19 protein-coding genes and 1 tRNA gene are annotated in these 17,588 nt (G+C 64.5%); 14 read left to right on the forward strand and 6 right to left on the reverse strand.

What is annotated here, in order from left to right:
• Window positions 1-431 precede the first annotated feature (431 nt).
• The gene (locus ACIBI9_RS53970; protein WP_397235246.1) at window positions 432-953 is read left to right on the forward strand and encodes a hypothetical protein; all 522 of its coding nucleotides are present in this window, start codon (window positions 432-434) and stop codon (window positions 951-953) included.
• A gap of 166 nt (window positions 954-1,119) precedes the next feature.
• On the opposite strand, the gene ACIBI9_RS53975 is transcribed toward ACIBI9_RS53970, so the two are convergent.
• From ACIBI9_RS53975 to ACIBI9_RS53985, 3 genes are all read right to left on the reverse strand, one after another.
• Window positions 1,120-1,482, reverse strand: coding sequence for a hypothetical protein (locus ACIBI9_RS53975; protein ID WP_397235247.1), 363 nt, complete (start codon window positions 1,480-1,482; stop codon window positions 1,120-1,122).
• A gap of 117 nt (window positions 1,483-1,599) precedes the next feature.
• A complete protein-coding gene (locus tag ACIBI9_RS53980; RefSeq protein WP_397235248.1) occupies window positions 1,600-1,788 on the reverse strand; it encodes a hypothetical protein in 189 nt (62 codons plus the stop codon).
• A gap of 537 nt (window positions 1,789-2,325) precedes the next feature.
• Complete coding sequence (locus ACIBI9_RS53985; protein WP_397235249.1) at window positions 2,326-4,437, reverse strand: ATP-binding protein; 2,112 nt, start codon at window positions 4,435-4,437, stop codon at window positions 2,326-2,328.
• 710 nt (window positions 4,438-5,147) lie between these two features.
• Here ACIBI9_RS53985 and ACIBI9_RS53990 point away from each other — a divergent pair.
• Window positions 5,148-5,711 (forward strand): NUDIX hydrolase, encoded by a 564-nt coding sequence (locus tag ACIBI9_RS53990; protein WP_397235250.1) that lies wholly within the window; start codon window positions 5,148-5,150, stop codon window positions 5,709-5,711.
• Here ACIBI9_RS53990 and ACIBI9_RS53995 read toward each other — a convergent pair.
• Window positions 5,689-6,906: an XRE family transcriptional regulator gene (locus ACIBI9_RS53995; protein WP_397235251.1), complete on the reverse strand. Its 1,218-nt coding sequence runs from the start codon at window positions 6,904-6,906 to the stop codon at window positions 5,689-5,691. The genes ACIBI9_RS53990 and ACIBI9_RS53995 overlap by 23 nt on opposite strands.
• 108 nt (window positions 6,907-7,014) lie before the next feature.
• Here ACIBI9_RS53995 and ACIBI9_RS54000 point away from each other — a divergent pair, with 108 nt between their 5' ends.
• The 11 genes from ACIBI9_RS54000 (at window position 7,015) to ACIBI9_RS54050 (ending at window position 15,060) form a co-directional block, all read left to right on the forward strand.
• Window positions 7,015-7,440: a hypothetical protein gene (locus tag ACIBI9_RS54000; RefSeq protein WP_397235252.1), complete on the forward strand. Its 426-nt coding sequence runs from the start codon at window positions 7,015-7,017 to the stop codon at window positions 7,438-7,440.
• 376 nt (window positions 7,441-7,816) lie between these two features.
• Window positions 7,817-8,251, forward strand: coding sequence for a hypothetical protein (locus tag ACIBI9_RS54005; RefSeq protein WP_397235253.1), 435 nt, complete (start codon window positions 7,817-7,819; stop codon window positions 8,249-8,251).
• A 74-nt stretch (window positions 8,252-8,325) separates the two neighbouring features.
• On the forward strand, window positions 8,326-9,042 hold the full coding sequence (locus ACIBI9_RS54010) for a GntR family transcriptional regulator (RefSeq protein ID WP_397235254.1): 717 nt from the start codon (window positions 8,326-8,328) through the stop codon (window positions 9,040-9,042).
• A gap of 122 nt (window positions 9,043-9,164) precedes the next feature.
• Window positions 9,165-9,590: a plasmid replication, integration and excision activator gene (locus ACIBI9_RS54015; RefSeq protein WP_397235255.1), complete on the forward strand. Its 426-nt coding sequence runs from the start codon at window positions 9,165-9,167 to the stop codon at window positions 9,588-9,590.
• Complete coding sequence (locus ACIBI9_RS54020; protein WP_397235256.1) at window positions 9,591-9,857, forward strand: hypothetical protein; 267 nt, start codon at window positions 9,591-9,593, stop codon at window positions 9,855-9,857.
• On the forward strand, window positions 9,854-10,171 hold the full coding sequence (locus ACIBI9_RS54025) for a hypothetical protein (protein ID WP_397235257.1): 318 nt from the start codon (window positions 9,854-9,856) through the stop codon (window positions 10,169-10,171). Before ACIBI9_RS54020 ends, ACIBI9_RS54025 begins: the two co-directional genes overlap by 4 nt.
• Before the next feature lie 84 nt (window positions 10,172-10,255).
• Window positions 10,256-11,683 carry an FtsK/SpoIIIE domain-containing protein gene (locus tag ACIBI9_RS54030; RefSeq protein ID WP_397235258.1) on the forward strand — a complete coding sequence of 476 codons (1,428 nt, stop codon included), beginning with the start codon at window positions 10,256-10,258 and terminating at the stop codon, window positions 11,681-11,683.
• Window positions 11,680-11,883, forward strand: coding sequence for a hypothetical protein (locus ACIBI9_RS54035; protein WP_397235259.1), 204 nt, complete (start codon window positions 11,680-11,682; stop codon window positions 11,881-11,883). The genes ACIBI9_RS54030 and ACIBI9_RS54035 overlap by 4 nt, the downstream gene beginning before the upstream one ends.
• A 44-nt stretch (window positions 11,884-11,927) precedes the next feature.
• A complete protein-coding gene (locus tag ACIBI9_RS54040; protein ID WP_397235351.1) occupies window positions 11,928-13,493 on the forward strand; it encodes a replication initiator in 1,566 nt (521 codons plus the stop codon).
• Window positions 13,490-13,681 carry a helix-turn-helix domain-containing protein gene (locus ACIBI9_RS54045; protein ID WP_358394802.1) on the forward strand — a complete coding sequence of 64 codons (192 nt, stop codon included), beginning with the start codon at window positions 13,490-13,492 and terminating at the stop codon, window positions 13,679-13,681. Before ACIBI9_RS54040 ends, ACIBI9_RS54045 begins: the two co-directional genes overlap by 4 nt.
• Window positions 13,678-15,060 (forward strand): tyrosine-type recombinase/integrase, encoded by a 1,383-nt coding sequence (locus ACIBI9_RS54050; RefSeq protein ID WP_397235260.1) that lies wholly within the window; start codon window positions 13,678-13,680, stop codon window positions 15,058-15,060. The genes ACIBI9_RS54045 and ACIBI9_RS54050 overlap by 4 nt, the downstream gene beginning before the upstream one ends.
• A 248-nt stretch (window positions 15,061-15,308) precedes the next feature.
• Here the strand turns inward: ACIBI9_RS54050 and ACIBI9_RS54055 are convergent.
• Window positions 15,309-15,390, reverse strand: a tRNA-Tyr gene (locus tag ACIBI9_RS54055).
• 258 nt (window positions 15,391-15,648) lie between these two features.
• Here ACIBI9_RS54055 and ACIBI9_RS54060 point away from each other — a divergent pair.
• The gene (locus tag ACIBI9_RS54060; protein ID WP_397235261.1) at window positions 15,649-16,149 is read left to right on the forward strand and encodes a YajQ family cyclic di-GMP-binding protein; all 501 of its coding nucleotides are present in this window, start codon (window positions 15,649-15,651) and stop codon (window positions 16,147-16,149) included.
• 1,031 nt (window positions 16,150-17,180) lie between these two features.
• Here the strand turns inward: ACIBI9_RS54060 and ACIBI9_RS54065 are convergent.
• Window positions 17,181-17,342, reverse strand: a complete 162-nt coding sequence (locus tag ACIBI9_RS54065) for a hypothetical protein (protein WP_397235263.1) — start codon at window positions 17,340-17,342, stop codon at window positions 17,181-17,183.
• Between the last annotated feature and the right edge of the window lie 246 nt (window positions 17,343-17,588).

The raw sequence follows: 17,588 nt of genomic DNA on the forward strand, positions 1-17,588 counted from the left end.
GAACAGCGACGATTGACTCAATCACACTCAAGATCATGGACAACGGCCATGTCGCCGCACGTCATCTACGTGCTCAAACGGAGTGTCGTTCTACATCAGGCTTCTACCTCAACCCCGTGACCACCTGAGCTTGTCGCGATCATCTCGGAGCCCGAGCTCCCCGCCGGAGGCATAGGTCGTAGCAGCTCCCTGGACCTCGTGATGGCACGTTAATGACACGAACGCCCCGCCACATGATCAGTGGCGGGATGCTTCACGAGGTGGAGCCTAGGAGATTCGAACTCCTGACTTCCTGCTTGCAAAACGGCCTGATCACCTGGCGCAACGGCCTCGACCTGCGCTGAGGACCGTCCGCGAGTGACCGTGATTGACCGCTGCTGACCGCCCTTAATGGCACGCCGGACGCGAGGACACTCCGGCACAATCACTGGATGTTCAACTTCGGGGTGCCGGGATACAGGCCGGAGTGGTTGAGTGGACGCTCGGCGCTCACAGCCGCTCATGGAACGAGGCTCGCGCACCTCGTCGGCCGGCGGCTGACCCGTGCGCTGCTGGTGTGGGATCTCGAACAGGATGAGTGGTTCACCAACTGCCCGATCCTCCTGGACTTCGAGGGCGAGCAGGTCGAGATCAACCACTGGAAGTTCGACGAGGTCTCGATCACCTGGAACACCATCGATCCGGTGTGCGCGCTGGACTGGCCGGACTTCCACCTGGCATGGCGAGATGACGTACCGGACGAGCTCACTGCACTGGTCGGGCAGCCTTGTTCGGCAGTGGAGCTGCTGATGTGGAGAAACAGGGATCTCGTGGAGGGAACGATCGCGTCTCTGGGGTTCGGCTTCCCGAACGGCCAGGTGACGATCTTCAACGCCCTCGATGAAAACGGCATCGAGTTCACTTCTCCTGGCGACCGCTACGCGCGATACACGCTCGGACTATCTGATTCGTAGGTTCCCAAACGATCTTCGCTGGCGTTCGCATGCATTCGCCGCCTCGGTGGACGGCACTCTCGCTGTCCAGTCCCGTTCGCCACAGTTCATGATCGTCCGCTCGGGTGGCTCCCGTTGGATCGGCAGTCGCTTTCACTGTGATCAGCCCGCCCACCTGTGCCCCTGGCTACCACTCGCCGAGAGACTGCACCTCCCATGAGAGCCGGATTGTGGGCTTGGTCTGGAGCGCAACCGGCTCCTTGTAGTCCTCCCGGAACCACAGCTTCAGCCCTTCGTAGCCGGACCGCTCGCGCTCGACCGACAGTCTCCCGAGACGCCGCAGCCGCTTGATGTACGTGATCTCCTCGCCGTCCACGTAGAGGCTGATATACGCCTCACCCGCCGTGGGATCGATGGAGAAGAGGACCGATATCGCGCCTCGGGTGAGTTGAAACGAGTGGAGGCCGACTGGCCAATGAACGTCCTCGTCCTCGCCTTGCGGCTCGTCCTCGAAGAGCCAGATCAGTTCCGCCAGCTCGGGGATCTCCATGACAGGACCATACTCGAGGACGTCCACGGACATCAGCAGCCTGACACCGCGCACGCCCGCCCTGCTGATCTGCTTTTTCGGCTGCCGGCAGGCATCTGGTGTTCGCAGGAGCGTGGCCTACCGCTGCATAGCTCTATAACGCTTGAGCAGGGCCGTGATTTTGTCGTGGTTACGCGCGCCGTTCAGCTCGTCGAGCAGGTCGTCAGGGCACAACTCGTAGAGGTCGCCCCACCAGCGGCGCGACTTGTTGTCCCAGATCCGGTAACCGCCGGGAACGCCTCTGGCGACGTAGCGTCTCCTACCCATAGTTCGTCACCCTGCAATCCGCCAGTCCACGGGTCAAGCGCGGTGATCAGCCCGTTACTCGGTGAGCCAGGGTGAGGAACGAGCCCTGGATCGTCGATCGCCCCCAAGCACGTACGGTGTCCAGCCATGCAGTGGCGATCGTGAGGGCTGCATCTGTGCGGCGGCGCGGTAACCCCGGCCGGAGCGATCGGTCAGTACGGCGGGGCCGGCGTGCGGTGCCCGGCCCGGTGTCCCGCCGCCGTCCGGGACCGGCCCCCAGGCCGCACGCCCGGACGGCGGGCGGGCGGAGGGCCGGGGGTGCGGTGGCGCGCCGCGCCGCCGCCTTGATACCTACAAGAACTATTCGGCAATGTTCCGGTTGAACCCCTGTCCGGTTGAGCCCAGTGCCACCAGGTGAAGCCAGAGGAAATAGACAAGTGTCCAGCTAGTGCCCGTCCGCTTTTCAGGCGGACCAATCGCCCTGCTCCAGTGATCGAGACCATGGTCAGGTGCGTGTGGACGATGGCTAAACGCAGCGGGCGGGCAGGCACTGGCTGATCACTCGTCTGATGATGGTGCGGCGGGCAAAGCTCGCACGTCAGCTTCAGCTTCAGCTTCTGGAGCAGATCGTTCGCCATTCTCGTCCTGGTCAACCGAGTTCAACGAGGATACGTTCACGGTTCGAGGAACGGTGTGCAGAACTTCGTCCGAGACAATTCCGGCATTGCTGTGTTCAAGATATGCAAACGCCTGCTCGACCGAGGAGTCATGATTGAAGTGATCTTTGAAGTAGTGAAGGCGGTCGCGGCAATCTTCAATTAGCTCTGACCAGGTCTTGAGCCACACCCGTACGCGCGTGGAACCCTCAGCGTAGTCAAGCGCACATCCAACAGGACGTCCCTGTTGGCGGGCCTCAGCACGTGCGAGACCATTCATCTTGCTGGTGATTAGCCAGAAATCCCAGTTTACAGTTACGTCAGTGAACTGAGGGTCTTCCGCTACCGCAAGTGCATAGCTCTTTATCTGTGAGAGTTCCTTGTCGCTGACCACAACTCTCGGTGCTTTAAGTTCCACAATCAGATGCTGGAGTCGCCCATTCTCGCGCTGCGAGCGCGAGAGCATCAGGTCTACAATTCCAATTGATCCATCCTCGCGCCGGACTGGTGACGGTGAGCGCACTGGCCTGCGAAGCTGGTTGAGATGGCGATCAAGTACCGCATCAAGAGATCGATCACTTACCAGTAGCCCATAATGCTCCCCAAAGACCCAGGTCTCATTCTCAAGAATCTTATGAAGCTCCACGCGCTCCTTGACATGTCTGGAGGCTTCGGGATCGAAAACGAGATGCTCGAGAACTCGCAAGAAGTCCAAACGATCAGCAACACTGTTTGCGGCCTTTATCAGGTTCGCCAAGCTTGTTCGGTCCAGAAGTCGAGAAAGCTCCTTCTTATCGTCAGAACTCAACTTAAAGATCTCATCCAGCACACGATGAGCGTGCTCTGGCTGGTGACGCACAGTTTCCCGCAGGAGGGCAAGAGTTATCTTTTGCTGCCTCTTCGTCCGGGGAATGTGCCGACTGATCGTTGCGGCGACCGTGTCGAAGGTTTCCCGCTCAAGCAACTCGGCATCATCCTGCGGCTCGTGCCGATAAGGATATACGTCGTCCGCTTTCCACTGCTCGACGAGCTCGGTACGGCGCTCTCTTATGCGCTGCTTGAAGTGATCGCGCAACTCCACACGTGCAGCTTGCACGAGCGCACCAATAGCAGTCTGCGTATCGTCGACAAGGACGAAATCCGCGAGGTGATCAGGGACGCCAGACCATAGAATGTAGGCTGTGAAATCGAACCCCGGAGCCTTAATGCCCATATCGATGATATCCATGGATACCGCGTTCTCATCACATAGGTGAAGTTCGCGAGTAACCTTCATCTTCCATTCGATGATGCGGATATTGGCGGAGAACTCCGTGCCATCAACCACGAAAGAGAATGGCCGCAACGTATCCTTGTTGATTGCCGGGCCTGGTTCCACTCGCTTTCCGTCATACACGACGGAGATGTTTGGGTATCGGATCAAATATGGGCCAAACTCGGTGATGATCTTGTTCGTGGCGCTCTCGGCCAACAGAGCGTTTAGCCCACCCTGCCCTCCCCACGCCTCAAAAATGGTACCAGGCGACTCATCTGTCGGCTTCGGATCTGATATCACAAAGTCGTTGCGAGCATCAATTGATGCCGATATGACAGTTTTAAACAAATTGCGTGTAATATCTGGAGCGACCGTCGTCCATTGCAGATGGGAGCCGAGTGCATAGCCACGAAGCCTGCCCTGCCCTCTCCTGCCATGCAAGGGTCTGCTCTCTTGCAGGGATACACGGGCTCCCGGTTTCCAAGAACCGCCAATGCGGTCAAATGAAGGTCCGCAGGATTGAGGAGGTATGCCCGATCCGTCATCTTTGATGCTAACTCGTTCAACACCGCCCAATTCAGAGCGTTTCAACTCCACCACAACGCTGTAGGCATCTGCGTCCAGAGAGTTCCAGATGAGTTCCTTGACTGCCCCAACCGGGTCTCGTTCACGCGCAAGACGCTCAACGTGATCCTCGGCCGCCTCAAGATGAACCCGTCGCACCCAAGCATCTTGCAACTTTTCTTCCGAATGGACCACGTCGCACGCATTGTTGTTATCAACAAGAGACGAAAGCTGTCTTTGGGCACAATTAGAGACATATAATCGGTGCAATTATGCTGCGCCCGATACGGCTTCGGCCGACACCTCCCAGCTGCACCACAACGCGCAGGTTGCCTGATCACCTCGTTCGTTGTCGACCTGGCGCGTAGCGGCAGCGGACGGGGGACGGGGGACGGGGTGTCAAGCTCGGCTTCGCGTGTACGTCGACTGGCCGCCGCTTCTCGCTCATCCGTTGTCCTGCGTGCACGGCTGGGCTTGATACGGAGGAGCCGGCCCGCTGGGCTTGCCCGGGTCGATAGCAGGCGAGGTGATCAGACTTCCACGTCAGCCACCCCAGCTCTCACGAGCCGATCACCTCGGGGCTGAAGACCCCCAGCCGGCGGCATGCTTGTGCCTGTGCTGATCATGGCGGTCTCACCGCACTTCGACACTGTCTAAGTCCAGGCTTCCCCACGTCGTTGAGCCTGCGCTCGATGTGTGGTGGGCCGGTCGGGCGGGACCGGCCCAGAGAGGCCGCACGCCTGCCCGGTCCGGCCCGACCGCCCACCGGACGGCGGCTTGACGGTTTAGAGAGCGCCCTCCTCATTCAGGGAACTCTCAGGCAGGTGCCCAGCGCAGCAAGTGGTCACGTCTCAGGACAGCCGGAAGCCATGTACCGCGAATGAGTAAGACGGTAGCTTCGCGGTGTGGCTGATGACGCTGAGCTGACGCGCTGGGTGGTACACGGGGAACGGTTGATCTACGACAACCGGTGGATTCGGCTGGGGCTGGCCGATGTGGAGATCCCAGGCGGGGAGCGGTTCGAGCATCACGTGGTGCATCTGGATCGGGCGGCGATCGCTGTCGTTCTGGATGAGCAGGATCGGGTGTTGCTGATGTGGCGGCATCGGTTCGTGTTCGACCGGTGGGGGTGGGAGCTCCCCGGTGGGCTCGTCGAGGCCGGTGAGGATCCGATGGCGACCGCTATCCGGGAGGTGGAAGAGGAGACCGGGTACCGACCCAAGAACGTCGAGCACCTGGTGAGCTATCAGCCGATGGCCGGCATGGTGGATGCGGAGCACCTGCTGTTCGTGGCGCGCGGCGCCGAGCTGGTGGGCTCGCCTGAGGGTGAGGTGGAGGCCGACCGGATCGAGTGGGTTCCGATGGCGGAGGTTCCCAGCATGATTGCCCGCGGGGACATCTGGACGTCGGGGACGTTGATCGGGTTGCTTCAGGCTCAGGTGTGGCTCAACGGCCGAGGGCGCGGTTGACGGCTTTCGCCAGTTCGTCGATGCGGCGGCGCTGTCTGCGGCTGCCGGTCATGGTGGCCAGTTGCTGAGCGCGTTGGATGTGGGGCTGGGCGGCTTCGGGGTCGCCGACGGCCAGGAGGGCATGGCCGAGGTCGCAGCGGACGCCTGATTCGGCTCTGTTGTAGGTGCCGTCCATACCGGCGAGGGCCGAGCGAAGGTCTTCGGCGGTGTCTGGGTCGCCGAAACGTACGAGACAGTTGCCGCGCCAGCGGGCTATGTGGTGGGCGTTGATGGACAGGTACGGCATGTCGGGGTCGCCGTCCCCTTCGGGGAGAAGGGCGGTGGCTTGGTCGAGAGCCGCGCGGCAGGTGGTCTCGTCGCCGAGGATGGCGGCGGCTTCGGCTTCGGCTGCTGAGAGCCAGGTGCGGAGGCGCGCCGGTACGCGGGCGCCGTGCTGCTCGTGAACATGCTGGAGGAGTTCGGTGGCTTCGGCGGGGCGGCCGAGTTCCATGAGGACGTACGCCTGTTCGCCGGAGACATAGGCGAGCAGGGCCGCGTCGTCGGCCTCGTAGGCGGCGGCCTTGGCGCGCTCGTAGTGCGTCCAGGCGTCGTTGAGGGCCAGGGTGTTGATGGCTTGCCATCCCGCGAGTGAGGCGGTTTCGGCGAGTAGGTGGGCCAGTTGGGCGCGAAGTCCGGGGCGGATGGCGTGGCGGTGGGCGCGCTGGATCTGGGCCATCTGGGCATGCATCTTGTCGGCGATGGCGGGGCCTCCGAGGCGGCGGTCCAGCAGGCGAAGGTTGTTGGTGTCGGTGCGCAGGATCATGACCGTGGTGGGGTCGACGGCTGCGGCGGCGTCCAGGCGGCTGATGAGTTCGGTGGTTTGTTCTTCGTGTTCGTCGTCGTGGTCGCCGGTGGGTGAGGCGATGTCGAGGAGTGCCAGGCCGAGGAGCATGCGGGCGTGGTCGGGCAGGCGTAGGCCGGAGGCGATGCGCTCGATGACGGCGAGTTCTTTGATCGTTCCGTTGCCGCGCAGGACGGCGTTGACGCGGGGCTGACCGAGGCCGGTGGCGGTGCCGATGCGGACCTGACTGGCGCCGTATTTGACCGCAAGACCGAAAAGTCCGGCAATGTCGCGCTCTCTGAGAATTTCCCGGGTCTGTTCCCGCTCCCAGAGAACGGCGGGTAGTTCAATTGGGTCGAACGCGCCATTTTGCATTGCTGACCTCCGGCTTTGTCATGTCCGGATGATGCATTGCCGTGTGGCGGAGCCTATATCCCATCGTCGTATATCAGCGTGGGATAGGTAAGAAAAGTATCGGTAACCATGCTGTCCGGCATGACAACGCCAGTCAGATGCACAGAGTGCGAGGGACGGGGCTGGAAGATCGTCACCCGGCGCGGCCACGTGGCGGCTTCGGGGCTGGGTCTCGCGGCATCCGCCCAAGAGGACTGCCTGCACTGCCCGGGGCCGGCCGAGACGGCGCAGGAGCGGTTCGAGTGGGAAGTCCGCATCACCTCGGAGCAGGGTGAAGCCCTGGGACCGTGCGGGTCCTCTGCCTTCCAGGCCACCGCGATGGACGAGCTGCGCAAGGCGATGCGAGGCATGCCGGGTGACGCCGCCATTCGGGGCAGCATCGTGCACAAGGTCTTCGACTTCGGTGCGGGTGCGGACGGCTGGTCAAGCCGTCATATCTTCCGGGCATATGTCGACCCGGCTGGGTCCGTGCTATTTGAGCGGGTCGCCAAATGATCGCCCCCATGATGATCAGAACGGATCCCTGCCGGTCGGCCGAGCTCCTTCAAGAGGCTCTGCGGCACGACGGAATCAAGGCCGATGTCCATGACGGTTATGGGCTGGCGTTGGTTTCGGTCTGGGTGGGCCTGGTCGTGTGGTGCGATGGCGGGCGCTTTTGGTGGCGTACCGGGTGGAATGCCGGTCGTCGGCGCGTCATATATGCGTGGCATCCGGCGACTGATCCATTTCGGGCGGCCCGTCGTATCGCCATGCGGTACGAGGAATTGCGCACCCAGCAATGCGCTGAGGTGGACCAACACGAGGTGCCCTCGGGGGAGCCTCAGTGAGCGGGGCGTGGGAGCGCGTCGGGAACCGCGCAACGATCGTGACCATGGAGCACAGCCCGGGCTCCACGCTGGCCCACCGATCTATGTTGATCGGGCGCGAAGGGGTCGTGGTGGCGGTGCTGCGCAACGGCAACGTCGCTCTCCTGAAGCTCGACGGCGAGTGGTACGACCTTCCGGAAGGTGTGCAGCGTTGGGCTGTCGCATGGGATGACCTCGCGCTTCATGAACCGGCGGGCGCGTCTGAGGTCACTGTCCAGACGTACGTGGCCGGCTTCTCGAAAGAGGGTCGCGTCCTGAAGCAGCACGCGGTGGCGCCTGGAACGAAGGTCGCCATTTGTTCTTCGCCGGTCAGGCCGCTGCCCTTCTGCGGTTGGTCGCTGACCTTCTCCCCCAATGCCCCACAGGCGTGCGCGAAGTGCCTCACGCTCCTCGATGCCCTTGATCGAGACGCCAGTAGGGTCACTATGCCCGTACCCTGATGGGGCCTGACAAGCACATCCTTAGCCGGTACTGTGCTTGTGCGCATGAGTGCAAGAGCGAACGGGCGGTTGAGATGAGCATGGACTTCGCCCCACCGAAATACGCCCAGGTGATGCGGGCCATTCAAGAGCGTATCGAGTCAGGCGAGTACGCCCCGGGCGACATGCTGCCGTCCGAAACACAGCTGGTGCGCGAATTGGGCGTCGGCCGAACCACAGTGGTGCGTGCCCTTCAGACGTTGGCCATGCAAGGTTGGATCGAGCGCGAGCACGGGCGCGGCTCCTTTGTGAAGGGTCGTCCGGAGAGCGCGGCCGAGATCGTACGGCCCAGCCAGGCGACTACCGAGCAGGGCGAGAGCGCCGATGCGGTGGTGGAAGCCGGGCGCGTACCGGCTCCCCGGCATGTAGCGCGGCTGCTGGGTGTCGCCGAGCAAACCCCAGTGATCATGCGTAAGCGGGTGGCTCGACAGGCGGACGTGATCTCGGCCGTGGAGACGTTCTGGGTGCCACTGGAGCATGCCATCGGCACCGACCTGGACAAGCCCGAACCCCTGCGGCGCGGCATCCGCCAGCACCTCCAGGCCGTCAAGCACCTGCGCTTCGACCACATCACCGAGCGAGTCAGCGCGCGCACGCCCACCAAGGAAGAAGCCGAGCTGCTCGGGTCATCCAACCCCGTCCTCGGCGTGCTGGCCACCGTGCATGACCCAGCCGGCAACGTGCTGATGGTGGCGAGCCTGGCCCTGCCCGGGAGCCTGCACGAGCTCGAAGATGTCTTCAAGGTGAGCTAACTCTTACCCGCCACTTACCAGTCATCCACTTGTGCGGACGAGTTGCGATCACTTACTCTCAACTCATGCGGACAAGTGGACGAGCGAACGAAGGGCTCTCCACCGCTATCGAGAGGAACAAGATGGCAATCCAGGGACCCATCCCCGTCACCTACAACATGGTCTTCCCGCACGGCTGCTACATCGTCGGCGAGGTCGAGCCCGTCAAGGACTTCGACGCCTCCTCCAACGGCCGGTTCGTGCAGGCCCGCGACAAGCAGACCGCTGAGCTGGTCTGGCAGGTCGCGGTCATGGACGGTGACCCGACCCTCAAGCCCGCCCAGAAGACCGTGGCGGTCAAGATCCTCGCACCCGTCCAGCCGGTACCGCCGCAGCCGATGCCGGGCCTGCCGTTCACGCCGGTCGAGTTCGACGGCATCACGATCACGCCGTACGTCAACGCCGCCGGACGCCTCGCGTACTCGATCAAGGTCCGCGAGATGCACGCACCCCGCCAGACCACCCAGCCCACCCAGAGCAAGGCTTCGGCCGGAAAGGACGCCGCCTAAATGACCCGCCGCCGTACCCCGCGCAACAGCGTGATCCGACTGACCACCGGGCACGCCGCCCGCACCCTCAACCACCCATACGCCCGCCGTGAGCCCGTCCTGGCGCTCGACTTCGGCGCCACCTCCGTCCTGGTCACCACGAACGGACCTGTGACGGCCGATGACCTGGAGTTCGCGCGCCAGCTCGCCCGCGAGGCCCACCGCTTCGCCCGCTCCATCGAGCGCAGCTTCTACGGGCTGCCCGACGGCAAGGGGGTCGCGGCATGAATCTCGGCCCGTACACCTACGTCACCCTGTCCCTGCGCCCGGAGTCCACGCCGCACGTCGGCGTCTCCTTCCACACGCCCGACCTCAAGGTTCGCGCCGGACTCCTGCTCAGCAGTCCGCGGCCGTACCTGGAGTTCAACTCTCACGAGGCCGCCGTGCACATCTCCACCACCGGAGCCGGGCCGGTCACCGACACCGACCTGGCCATCGCCAGAGAGATCTTCACCGCTGCCGCTCGCTACCTGGCCGACTGCGAGCAGCTACACGCCGAACAGTCGGCCACCACCAAGGACGCCACCGACCCGGCGGCCTGACATGAGGCGGGGCCGCTGGAAGCGGCAACTTCCGGCGGCCCCTCGGTTCTCCCCTGACTCCACATCACGAGAGGTTCCCAGCTTATGTTCAAGCGGCTGCCTGGCGACGAGGCGCGCAACCTCGTCTCCACCACGCCCGACACGGCCGTCGTCTTCCGACCGGCCGTCGTCAAGACTCCCGCCATCATCACCATCGTTCTCCTGGCCTGCCGTACGCTGGCCCGGCTCGTCCGCACGATCTGGCGCCACCCCATCGCCACCGCCATCCCGGTAGCCGTCGGCGCGGCCTGGTACTTCTACGGCTGGCCGCTGGCAGCATCCCTGTTCGGCGCTGTCGTCTTGGTCCTGGCCTCGTGGGCGTTCCTCGACCGGCCGTCCTTCGCCCGCCTGGTCGGCTACCGGCTGCTGGCCTGGTGCCGGCTCGTCTGGGTCTACCGGCGACACTGGCAACCCGTCATGATCGTCTCCGGTCTCGGCCGTCACCTCCGGGGCCGCGACTACCTCCCCCGGCTCGGCAAGGTCACCTGCACCTCGTGGGCCGACCTGGTCACCGTGCGCATGCTCAAGGGACAGGCGGTCAAGGACTGGGCCGACCGCACCGACCACCTGGCCCAAGGGTTCGGCGCGAAGTCGTGCCGGGTGGCCCTATCCCGGGCCGGGCGGTTGACGCTGACCTTCCCGCGCAGCGATCCACTTGCCTCGCCCCTGCCAGCGCTCGCCATACCGCAGGAGCCGACCGTGGGACCGGTCGAGATCGGCAAAGGCGAGGATGGGCGGCCGTGGCGGCTCAAGGTGCACGGCACGCACGTCCTCGTCGCGGGCGCGACCGGGGCCGGCAAAGGATCGATCATCTGGTCCGTCATCCGCTCCCTGCTCCCCGCCGCCAGCGCGGGCCTGGTCGAGTTGTGGGCGCTGGACCCCAAGCTCATGGAGCTGTCCTACGGACGCGACCTGTTCGGCACTCGGTACGCAGCCACTCCCGAGGAGTGCGCCGACCTACTGGACGAGGCCGTCTGCGTCATGCAGAAACGAGCTGCCCGCTTCGCCGGACTCCAGCGCTCCCACACACCCACCGTCGATGACCCGTTCGTCCTGGTCATAGTCGATGAAGTGGCGTTCCTGACCGCCTACCAGTCCGACCGGCAACTCAGGCAACGCATCTCCGCAGCACTGGCCACCCTCACCACCCAAGGGCGCGCCGTCGGCGTCGGCGTCCTGGCCACGCTTCAGGACCCGCGCAAAGAGGTCATGAACATCCGCAACCTGTTCCCCGACAAGATCGCCCTCCGGCTCGACGAATCGGAACAGGTGGACATGGTCCTCGGCGACGGCGCACGCGACCGGGGCGCCCTGGCCGACCACATCTCCCCCGTCCCGGAGCTGGGCGCGGGCGTCGGCTACGTCCGGCTGGAAGCCAGCCCCGAACCCGTCCGGGTGCGCGCCGCTTACGTCTCCGATCACGACATCCGCGCCATGGTCGACGCCTACGCCCCGCACGGGGAGGCCGCGTGAAGATCTGCTTCCACGGCACAGCCGACGAAATCAGCCTGGTCGCAGGCCGCCCGCTCATGGTCCTGCTGACCGCCCGTGACGTGCCCCGCATGCGGGTCTTCGAGCTCTACCGGCCCCACGTTCACGCCTCCCCCTCCCACGAGCACTACCGGCTCTGCGCCGTGATGACCGAGACCACCGACGAAGGGAGGACCGCGTGAACCATCCGCACGACCGTGCTCTCCCTCGGGCCGTCCGCCAGGCCATGCCGATGGCCCGGGATGTCCTCGTAGAGGTCGCCAAGCTCCACGGGGTCTGCATCAGGCCCGTCCCGCTGCGGCGGCTCGACATCGTCACCGGCAAGTCCGAGATCATCGACGTGCCGTGCGGGGCCGTTCTCGCCAGCAAGTGCCCGCCGTGTGCCAAGCGCAACCGGCAGCTCCGCATGGCCCAATGCCGCGAGGGCTGGCACCTCGACGAGGAGCCCACGATCATGCCCGACGAGCCGAACGAGGAGCAGCGCTGGCTGGTCGAGTTCCGCGCCGACATGCAGGCCAAGCGGGATGCCGCCGAGCAGGCCGGCGACGACACCACCGACCTGGACACGGTCCTGTCCGGCCTCGATGACGAGATCAACGCCGCTGGCATGCGGGGCAGCGTCACCGGATCCGCGGTGCCCAAGCGCACCCGATCGACCCGGCGTCGGCAGGACGCACCCGACCTGCCCAAGCGGAAGATGACCAACACCACCCTTGGACGCACCTTCACCACCGCCGACGGCAAGACCTACCGGCCGTCGCTGTTCGTCACGCTCACTCTGCCCAGCTACGGCAAGGTCCGTGACGGCGTCCCGATCGATCCCGACACCTACGACTACCGGCGCGCTGCTCGGGACGCGCTGCACTTCTCCAAGCTCGTGGATCGCTTCGTGCAGAACCTGCGCCGGGTCGCGGGCTATGACGTGCAGTACTTCGCGGCTGTCGAACCTCAGAAGCGGCTCGCCCCGCACCTGCACATGGCCATCCGGGGCACCCTGCCGCGTGCGGAGATCAAGCAGATCGCCGCGGCCACCTATCACCAGGTGTGGTGGCCTCAGGCCGACGAGGTGCGCTTCGAGGGCGATCGGCTGCCGGTGTGGGACGAAGAGGCCGGCTACCTCGACCCGGCAACCGGCGAGGTCCTGCCCACATGGGACCAGGCGCTCGACGCCCTCCATGAAGACGCCGAGCCGCTCCACGTGATCCGCTTCGGCGATCAGGTGGACGTCCAAGGTGTTCTCGCCGGTACGCCGGACGCTGACCAGTGCATCCGGTACCTGTCCAAGTACCTGACCAAGTCCATCGGCGAGACCCTCGACGGCGGCCAGGTCCATCGCGAGCACGCCGCCCGCATGGTCGACGCCCTGCGGTACGAACCGTGCTCGCCGACCTGCCCGAACTGGCTGCGCTACGGCGTCCAGCCCAAGAACGCCAAAGCCGGGATGGCCCCCGGCCAGTGCCGATCCAAGGCGCACAAGCCCGAACACCTCGGCTACCCAGGCCGCCGTGTCCTGGTCTCCCGCAAGTGGTCCAACAAGACCCTCGCCGAGCACAAACAGGACCGCCGCACCTGGGTCCTGGAAGCCCTCGGCCAGACCAACGAACCCACCGACCCACACCGCTACATCTGGCGACCCGTCCCGGCCGGAGACGCCAACGTGCCACCACTCGCCGTACGACTCCTGAGATCCGTCCACGAACGCCAACGCTGGCGAGCCCACCTCAGAGAGCTGGAAGCCAGAGCAGCCGGACAAGATCTTTCGGCAACCGAGGGCATGGGGAGGGCCGCATGATCAAGCACGACGAACTACTGACCGTCCGCCAGGTCCTCAACGAGCTCGGCGGGGTGTCCCGCCGCACGTTCTACCGCTGGCGCGAGATTGGCAAGGCGCCTGACGGCATCCGCCTGCCCAACGGCGAACTGCGCATCTATCGCAGCGAACTCAATATCTGGCTGGAGTCCTTGAGGGAGGACGCGTGAACGCCTCCTACGACGTGAAGTTCTGGGACATCCGCCCGAACAAGTCCACCAAACCCGGTGAGAACCGCAAGACGATCTCCTACACCGTGCGCTGGACCGTGGCGGCGCGGGAGAAGTCCAAGACCTTCCGCACGTCGGCGCAGGCGAAGAACTGGCTCTCCGACCTGCGCCAGGCCGCCAAGAAGGGTGAGCTGTTCGACCTGGGGACGGGCCTCCCGCAGTCGATGCTCAAGGCCAAGGAGGCCCGTACCGTCTACGACTTCGTCAGGGCCTATATCGACATGAAGTGGCCGCATGCGGCGGCCAAGACGCGCGACAGCATCTCTGACGGCCTCGCCACGGTCCTGCCCGCTCTCACGAAAGACCGCCCCGGCCGTCCGGACGCCGAGATCTTGCGTACGGCTCTACGTAAGTACGCGCTCCTCCCTGAGGCCAAGCGTCCGGATGTGCCGCTAGAGAGCAAGCAGGCGCTGCGGTGGTTGGAAGGTGCTTCGCTCGACCTGACCGACCTGAACGAGACCAAGACTGTGCGGCTGGCACTCGATGCCCTGGCGCTCCGGCTCGATGGCAAGGCAGCGAGCGCCAACACGATCCGCCGCAAGCGCGCCGTCCTGCACGCCGTTCTGGAGTACGCGGTAGAGCTGGAGGAACTGACCGCCAACCCGGTGCACAAGGTCAAGTGGAAGCCGCCCAAGACCACGGAGACGGTGGATCCGCGGGTCGTCGTGAATCCCCGCCAGGCTGAAGCGCTGCTGACCGCAGTGGCCTCCGTAGGCGTGCGGGGTCGCGGGCGCCGGCTCCAAGCCATGTTCGCCTGCATGTACTACGCGGCCCTACGTCCCGGCGAGACCGTCGCGCTCAGGAAGCAGGACTGCCATCTTCCGGCAACCGGCTGGGGCCGCATCCTCGTCGATGTCTCCCGCCCAGAAGTGAACACCCGATGGACCGACACCGGAGACGCCCATGAGGAACGCGGCCTCAAACACCGGGGCCGCGACGACGTTCGCCCGGTTCCCATCCCGCCCAAGCTGGTCCAGATCCTCCGGCAACACATCGAAGAGTTCGGCGTGGCCGAGGATGGCCGGCTGTTCCGCAGCGAGCGCGGCAAGGTCGTGGCCTCGACCGCCTACACAGAGGTCTGGCAGGACGCCCGTGCCCTGGCGCTCACGCCCGCCCAGGTTGCCTCTCCCCTGGCTCGCAGGCCGTACGACCTGAGGCACGCGGCCGTCTCCCTCTGGCTCAACGCGGGCGTACCCGCCCCGGACGTAGCTGAGAGAGCCGGGCACGGTGTGGACGTGCTGCTCAGGGTCTACGCCAAGTGCCTCGACGGCCAACAGGAGATCGCCAACAAGCGGATTGAGGACGCCCTCGCCGCATGATCACCCAGCACCACCCCGAAGGGTCCCGGCACGCCACCGGGACCCTTCGGCGTTCCCTGTACTTTCCCACGCCCACACGATCCGCAGATCTTCCGGATCAAGGCCCCCGACCAGGGGAAACGCCTCATGATCCATTCCGGACATATTCCGGGACCTGTGACAACGGGCCGCTCACGGCGGCATCCGGCTGCATACCCCTGAAATGCAGAAGAGGCCCCGAAGGGCCTCTGAGCTGCGCTTACTGCGTGTGGCAGGTGCAAGGTTCGAACTTGCGTAGGCTGAGCCGACGGTTTTACAGACCGCTCCCTTTGGCCACTCGGGCAACCTGCCTTGCCATCCGCTCTCGCGGCGACAGATAGAAGGATAGCGGACTTCCGAGGTGTACGTGACACCGGTTGGGTGCGTGCCGGATCTCTGTTTGGCACCGCGCCGAAACGGGCGGAGGGGAGCGCGAATCTGGACGGTTCCCCGTACGGGGAGCGGTGTCCTGCGCGGCGGGCCGATGCTGGCTAGGCTCGTTCGCTGGGTCCGCGCGTTTCGCGTACGCCGGGGAAGCAGGATCCGGGTAGTGCTTTCGCCGCTGAGAGGATGAGTGTTTTGGCCGATTCGTCTTTCGACATCGTGAGCAAGATCGACCGCCAGGAGGTCGACAACGCTCTGAACCAGACGGTCAAGGAGATCGCGCACCGCTTCGACTTCAAGGGTACGGGGGCCGCGATCAGCTGGTCAGGGCAGAACAACATCGAGATCAAGGCGAACAGCGAGGAGCGGGCGAACGCCGCTCTCGACGTGTTCAAGGAGAAGGTGGTCAAGCGGGGCCTCTCGCTGAAGATCCTCGACGCGGGCGAGCCCAAGCTGTCGGGCAAGGAGTACCGGATGCTGGTCAGCCTGAAGGAGGGCATCGACCAGGAGAACGCGAAGAAGATCTCCAAGCTGATTCGCGACGAGGGGCCGAAGGGGGTCAAGGCGCAGATTCAGGGCGAGGAGCTCCGGGTCAGCTCGAAGAAGAAGGACGACCTTCAGGAGCTCATCTCCCTTCTGAAGGGCAAGGATCTGGACATCGCCCTCCAGTTCGTGAACTACCGCTAGCGAGGGCCTATTTCAGGCCTCTGAACTGGCGTTTCAGCGTTCCGCTGGACTCGGAGGGCACATCCGGGGCACACGGTCGAGCGCGCTGTCCACAAGGGCACGCGTCTTCTCCTGTGCCTCGGGCCGCTCCCCCACATGTATGCGTCCTCGGTGTGGAGTGACTGAGAGCGAGCTACACGGTCTTGGCCGAGGTGCCATTGCGGATCGGCCAAATGGCTCCGTGGGTGATCCAGGCCAATTGGAGATGGGGCACCCACCGCGCCGCGGGCCGCCAACGCCCATGTGCATGGCCTAGAGCCGTATTCCAGAAGTGGGTTCATAGCTACTCGTTGATTGTGGCGATGCGGGATGGCGGCTTTGTCGCGGATGGCGAGCGTGCCGAAGCGAGGCGGTCGCGGCCCAATGAGGTTTGAGCCGGTAAGCCGCCTCTGCCCGGGCTTGTGAGGCGGTCAAGATCCGCCAGGTGCCATCACGATGCCGTCGTCGGAACAACCCATAGATCGTCTGCCAGCGCCCATACCGCTCTGGGAATTCCGCTAAAACGCTCCCACCCGTATCCGCATCGGATCCGTCAATCAGCCGCCGTTTCGTCCAGATCGGCGGGCGCTCCGGCGTACGTCCGGCGGGCAGGGACGGCTCCGGCACCGTCACCAATGAGGTGCTGGCGAAGTCTCCGCGTTTGATGGTCTTCTTGGGCCGTTGAACCATCTACCCGAGACCTCGTGCTTGTGTCGATCGTCGACGCGGCATCCGGTCTTTCAGATCCGTCCGCCTCGACTCGTTTTCGCTGGCCAGAGCTCTTTGTCCGTACGCACCATGGGACTTCGATCCCCCTCCGGGAGAAAAGGAATCTAGGCACCGGTGTGAAAGAACCACTGCCTGGCTACGGGCGCCCATCGACAGGGTTGGAAAACTGTCCGTCACCGAGTTCTCACTCAGTGGGACCATGGATGGAGTCAACCACAGGGGATTACTCCCTCTGCCGTAAGGGTGGAACAGTGGACATAGAAGGACGCCTTCTCGACCTGACGTCACGCATGCGGGCACTCGAAGCGGGCGCGTCCAGCAGTGACGCCAGCAAGGCCACAACGGCCGAAGTCGCCCAGATAAAGGCCGACATCGCCGAGTTCCGGAATGAGGTCAGACAAGACCTTGCGGCTCTCGGCGATGAGATTGCCGGGCTTCGGCGGCACTTGAACGAGTACCTCAGTTCCATCCAATCCAAGGTCCAGCTCCAGCCAGGGTCCCTCTAGCCCGAGCTCATCGATCTCTAAACAGCAAAGGCTCAGCCGAAGCCGCCGATATGCCCGCGACGGCTCCGGCTGAGCTCAGCGCCCCGCTTGATCTTTGACCCGCGCGGGGTGGACAGCGACCGCGAAGCATGGAGGCAGCGCCCATAAGCCACAAGTGGCCTGGGATGGTGAGTGGCGGCGGGCGGT

This window comes from Nonomuraea sp. NPDC050451 (assembly GCF_044458585.1).

Excerpts from the sequence above, each read along its gene's own strand:
- ACIBI9_RS53970 (WP_397235246.1), top strand. The coding sequence starts at position 432 with ATGTTCAACTTCGGGGTGCCGGGATACAGGCCGGAGTGGTTGAGTGGA.
- ACIBI9_RS53975 (WP_397235247.1), bottom strand. The coding sequence starts at position 1,482 with ATGGAGATCCCCGAGCTGGCGGAACTGATCTGGCTCTTCGAGGACGAG.
- ACIBI9_RS53980 (WP_397235248.1), bottom strand. The coding sequence starts at position 1,788 with ATGGGTAGGAGACGCTACGTCGCCAGAGGCGTTCCCGGCGGTTACCGG.
- ACIBI9_RS53995 (WP_397235251.1), bottom strand. The coding sequence starts at position 6,906 with ATGCAAAATGGCGCGTTCGACCCAATTGAACTACCCGCCGTTCTCTGG.
- ACIBI9_RS54000 (WP_397235252.1), top strand. The coding sequence starts at position 7,015 with ATGCTGTCCGGCATGACAACGCCAGTCAGATGCACAGAGTGCGAGGGA.
- ACIBI9_RS54005 (WP_397235253.1), top strand. The coding sequence starts at position 7,817 with ATGGAGCACAGCCCGGGCTCCACGCTGGCCCACCGATCTATGTTGATC.
- ACIBI9_RS54010 (WP_397235254.1), top strand. The coding sequence starts at position 8,326 with ATGAGCATGGACTTCGCCCCACCGAAATACGCCCAGGTGATGCGGGCC.
- ACIBI9_RS54015 (WP_397235255.1), top strand. The coding sequence starts at position 9,165 with ATGGCAATCCAGGGACCCATCCCCGTCACCTACAACATGGTCTTCCCG.
- ACIBI9_RS54020 (WP_397235256.1), top strand. The coding sequence starts at position 9,591 with ATGACCCGCCGCCGTACCCCGCGCAACAGCGTGATCCGACTGACCACC.
- ACIBI9_RS54025 (WP_397235257.1), top strand. The coding sequence starts at position 9,854 with ATGAATCTCGGCCCGTACACCTACGTCACCCTGTCCCTGCGCCCGGAG.
- ACIBI9_RS54030 (WP_397235258.1), top strand. The coding sequence starts at position 10,256 with ATGTTCAAGCGGCTGCCTGGCGACGAGGCGCGCAACCTCGTCTCCACC.
- ACIBI9_RS54040 (WP_397235351.1), top strand. The coding sequence starts at position 11,928 with ATGCCGATGGCCCGGGATGTCCTCGTAGAGGTCGCCAAGCTCCACGGG.
- ACIBI9_RS54045 (WP_358394802.1), top strand. The coding sequence starts at position 13,490 with ATGATCAAGCACGACGAACTACTGACCGTCCGCCAGGTCCTCAACGAG.
- ACIBI9_RS54060 (WP_397235261.1), top strand. The coding sequence starts at position 15,649 with ATGAGTGTTTTGGCCGATTCGTCTTTCGACATCGTGAGCAAGATCGAC.